At 74.8% G+C, this 4,455-nt stretch carries 1 protein-coding gene; it reads left to right on the forward strand.

Annotated elements, in window-relative coordinates; genetic code table 11:
* A partial coding sequence (locus tag ACGFZA_RS42430) for a type I polyketide synthase (protein WP_393686463.1) occupies positions 1–4,455 on the forward strand: 4,455 nt, incomplete at both ends.

The following is a 4,455-nucleotide window of genomic DNA, read 5'->3' on the forward strand; positions in this document are numbered from 1 at the left end:
CGACACCACCGACACCACCGCCCTCATCACCGGCACCCTCCGCCGCAACGAAGGCACCCTCCACCGCTTCCACCTCTCCCTCGCCCACCTCCACAGCCACGGCACCCCCGTCGACTGGACACCCGCGCTTCCGGAGACCGGGGGCGACGCCCCGTACGACCTGCCGACCTATCCCTTCCAGCACCGGAGCTACTGGCTGGAGGACGCGGCGACCGACGGGGACCCGGAGAGCCTCGGGCTGCACACGACCCAGCACCCGCTGCTGACCGCCGCGACCACACTCGCCCAGGGTGACGCGCTGCTGCTCACGGGCCGGATCTCGCTGCGCACCCACCCCTGGCTCGCCGACCACACCATGGACGGCACGGCGGTCCTGCCGGCCGCTGCCGCACTCGAACTGGCCCTGGAAGCGGGCAGGTTGCTGGGCGATCTGCCGGTGGCCGAACTGTCGGTCGACACTCCGGTGGTCGTCCCGGCCACCGGCGGGGTGGACGTGCAGGTGACGGCCGGGCCCCCGCGCGGCGACGGCCGCCGCGAGCTGACCCTGCACACCCGCGCGTACGACGAGGGGGACGACGACAGCACGCTGCACCGCGCCTGGACCAGCCATGTCACGGGTCTGCTCGACACCCCCGCGCCCGGCCCCGGCGCCTCGGCGCCGGAGCCGCTGACGTCCTGGCCGCCCGCCGGGGCGACCGCCGTCGACGTCGGCGAGGTCCATGAGCGGCTGGAAGCCCGGGGATACGAACTCGGCGCGGCCCTGCGAGGGCTCGCGCGGCTGTGGCGCCTGGGCGACGAGCTGTACGCCGAGGTGTCGGCGCCGGAAGGGATCGCGGCCGACGCCGGTCGGTACGGACTGCATCCGGCACTGCTCACGGCGGCCCTGCACGAGGTCCTCGCCCGGGGCGAGGAGCTGCTCGAACCCGCCGTCTGGCAGGGCGTGAGCCTGCACGCGGTGGGGGCGGGCGGTCTGCGGGTGCGCGTCTCACGGCGCGGGGACGGCTTCGCCGTCCTGCTCGCCGATCCGGCCGGCGCTCCGGTCGCCTCCGTCGACTCGGTCGTCCTGCGTCCCCCGGCCGCCGGGGCGCTGGACCGGACGGACCGGGTCCGCCACGACTGGCTGCTCGGCACCGACTGGACGCCGGTGCCCGCGACGGGCGACGGCACCCCGCTGCCGTACACGAGCTGGACCTCGTCCACCGAACCCGAGGCCGGGCTGCGGGACGCCTTCGGGGACGCCGTCCATGTCCCGTACGGGCCCGCGCCCTCCGAGGACGGGGCCCCGGGCCTCGTCCTGCTGCACGCGTCGTCCGCGAGCGAGCTGCTGCCCGCCCTCCAGACCTGGATCTCCGGCGAGGCTGACAGCGACACCCACCTCGTGGTCCTCACCCATCACGCCGTCACCACCGGCCCCGACGATGTGCAGGATCTCGTGCCCTCCCCCGTATGGGGCGTGATCCGGGCGGCCCAGTCGGAGAATCCGGGGCGGATCACTCTCGTCGATCTCGACGCCGAGCCCGCGTCGCTGAACGCCCTGCCGGCGGCCCTCACGGCCGGCGAACCCCAGCTCGCCCTGCGCAACGGCGCCGTCCGGGTTCCGAGGCTCGTCGCATCCACACCACAGGACGCCGGTGAGCTGCCCGTCCTGCCCGAGGAGTCGACGGTCGTCGTCTCCGGCGGCGGCGACCTCGCCGCAGCCGCGGCCGTTCATGCCGTCACCGCCCTGGGCGCCCGTCGTCTGCTCCTGCTGTCCCCGGACCCGGGGCTGGCGGACCGGCTGACCGGTCTGGGGGCGGAGGCCCTGGTGGTGGACGGTGACGCGTCGGACCGCGACGCCCTGGCCGGGGCGCTGGCCTCGCTGCCGTCCGCGCATCCGGTCGGCGCCGTCTTCCACGCGCCCGCCGCCCCCGACCGTGCGGTCCTGCTCTCCACCGCGCCGGAGGAGTTCGAGGGATGGCTGCGTGCCTCGGGTGCCGCGGCCTGGAACCTCCATGAACTCACCCTCGGGCTCGACCTGGGCGCGTTCGTGCTGCTCGCACCCGACGCGTCGTCCGCGCTCGGCGGCACCGGCCGGGCGAGCGCCGCCGCTCTCGGCGCGTATCTCGACGCCCTCGCCCAGCACCGGGTCTCGCTCGGGCTGCCGGGCGTCTCGCTCTCCTGGGGGCCCCGGGGCTCCGTGCCGGACTCCGCCTTCCACGGGCTGGTCCGCTTCGCGGAGGACCAGGTCACCGCCGCCCTGGAACTCGCGCTGCGCTCGACGGGCCGGCCCGCCCTGCTCGCCGCCCGCCTGGACCGGGCGGCCCTGGGCGCGCAGGCCGGGACGGGCCTGCTGCCCCCGGTGCTGCGCTCCCTGATCCGCACCGTCCGCACCGCCGCCGGGGCGGACGCCGCCGCGGCGGGGACGCTCGTCTCCGCCCTGATCGGTCTGTCCGGGCCGGAACAGCTGCGTTTGCTGGGCGAGTTGGTGGGCGAACAGGTGGCGGGGGTGCTGAAGCACTCCGCCGGGGACACGGTCGACGCGTCGCGCGCGTTCAAGGACCTCGGCTTCGACTCCCTGACCGCCGTGGAGCTGCGCAACCGGCTCAACACGGCGACCGGCCTGCGGCTGCCCTCCACGCTCGTCTTCGACCACCCCTCGCCGGCCGCGCTCGCCGCCCATCTGCGGGACCGGCTGCTGGGCGACGGTGCGGGCACCGTCACGGCGGCACCCACCGCGCGCACCCCGGTGCGGGACGGCGAACCCATCGCGATCGTGTCGATGGCCTGCCGCTACCCCGGCGGGGTGCGCACACCGGAGGACCTGTGGCAGGTGGTGGCGTCGGAGCGCGACGTCATCTCGCCGTTCCCGACCAACCGGGGCTGGGACCTGGACAGCCTGTTCGATCCCGATCCGGCGCACGCGGGGACCTCGTACGCGAGGGAGGGCGGGTTCCTGCACGACGCGGACCGGTTCGACCCGGCGTTCTTCGGGATCAGCCCGCGCGAGGCGACGAGCATGGACCCGCAGCAGCGGTTGCTGCTGGAGAGCGCCTGGGAGGCGTTCGAGCGGGCCGGCATCGACCCGACGTCGTTGCACGGCTCGCGGACCGGGGTGTTCGCGGGGGTCGTGTACACGGACTACGGGGCCCGGGTGAAGCTCCCCGCCGACATGGAGGGATACCTCGGAATCGGCAGCGCGGGCAGCATCGCCTCGGGGCGGATCGCCTACACCCTCGGGCTCGAAGGCCCCGCGGTGACGGTGGACACGGCCTGCTCGTCCTCGCTGGTGGCCCTGCACCTGGCCGTGCAGTCCCTGCGCCGGGGCGAGTGCGATCTCGCGCTGGCCGGCGGGGCGACGGTCCTCGCCAACCCGGACATCTTCATCGGGTTCAGCAGGCAGCGCGGGCTCGCCCCGGACGGGCGGTGCAAGGTCTTCGCGGCCGGTGCGGACGGCACGGCCTTCGGTGAGGGGGTCGGGCTGCTCCTCGTGGAGCGGCTGTCGGACGCCCGCCGCAACGGGCACGAGGTGCTCGCCGTCGTCCGGGGCACGGCCACCAACCAGGACGGGGCCAGCAACGGCCTCACCGCGCCCAACGGTCCCTCGCAGCAGCGGGTGATCCGGCAGGCGCTGGCGGACGCCGGGCTCACGACATCCGACGTGGACGCCATGGAGGCGCACGGCACGGGCACGACCCTGGGCGACCCGATCGAGGCGCAGGCACTGCTGGCCACGTACGGGCAGGACCGTCCGGCCGAACATCCCTTGTGGCTGGGGTCGTTGAAGTCGAACATCGGTCACACGCAGGCTGCCGCCGGGGTCGGCGGCATCATCAAGATGGTGCAGGCCATGCGGCACGGGCTGCTGCCGAGGACACTGCACGTGGACGAGCCCTCGCCGCACGTCGACTGGGACGCCGGTGACGTGCGTCTGCTCACCGAGGCCAGGGAGTGGCTCCCGGACGGCCGTCCGCGCAGGGCTGGTGTCTCCGGGTTCGGCATGAGCGGCACCAACGCCCACGTCGTGCTGGAGGAGGCGCCGGACGACGTCACGGCGGACGAGCCCGTGGTGACCGGCGCGGCGCCGCTGCCGTGGCTGTTGTCCGGTCACAACGCCGAGGCACTGGCCACGAACGCCGGGCAGGTGCGCCGGTACCTGCAGGAACACCCTGAGGCTGACCCGCGACCGCTCGTGAAGGCGCTGGCGACGGGACGGGCCGGCCTCGCCCATCGCGCGGTCGTCGTGGCGCAGGACCGGGACCGCCTGCTGGAGAACCTCGCGGGGCTGGAGCGGGGCACGGCCGGTGCGGACGCGGTACGCGGGACGGTCACCGAGTCCGGCAGGACGGTGTTCGTGTTTCCGGGGCAGGGTTCGCAGTGGGAGGGCATGGCCCGCGAACTCCTCGCGACCTCACCCGTCTTCACCCAGCACCTCACCGCCGCCGCCGAAGCCCTCCAACCCCACACCGGCTGGAACCT

It is taken from the genome of Streptomyces sp. NPDC048211 (assembly GCF_043202315.1).
Lineage (GTDB): Bacteria > Actinomycetota > Actinomycetes > Streptomycetales > Streptomycetaceae > Streptomyces.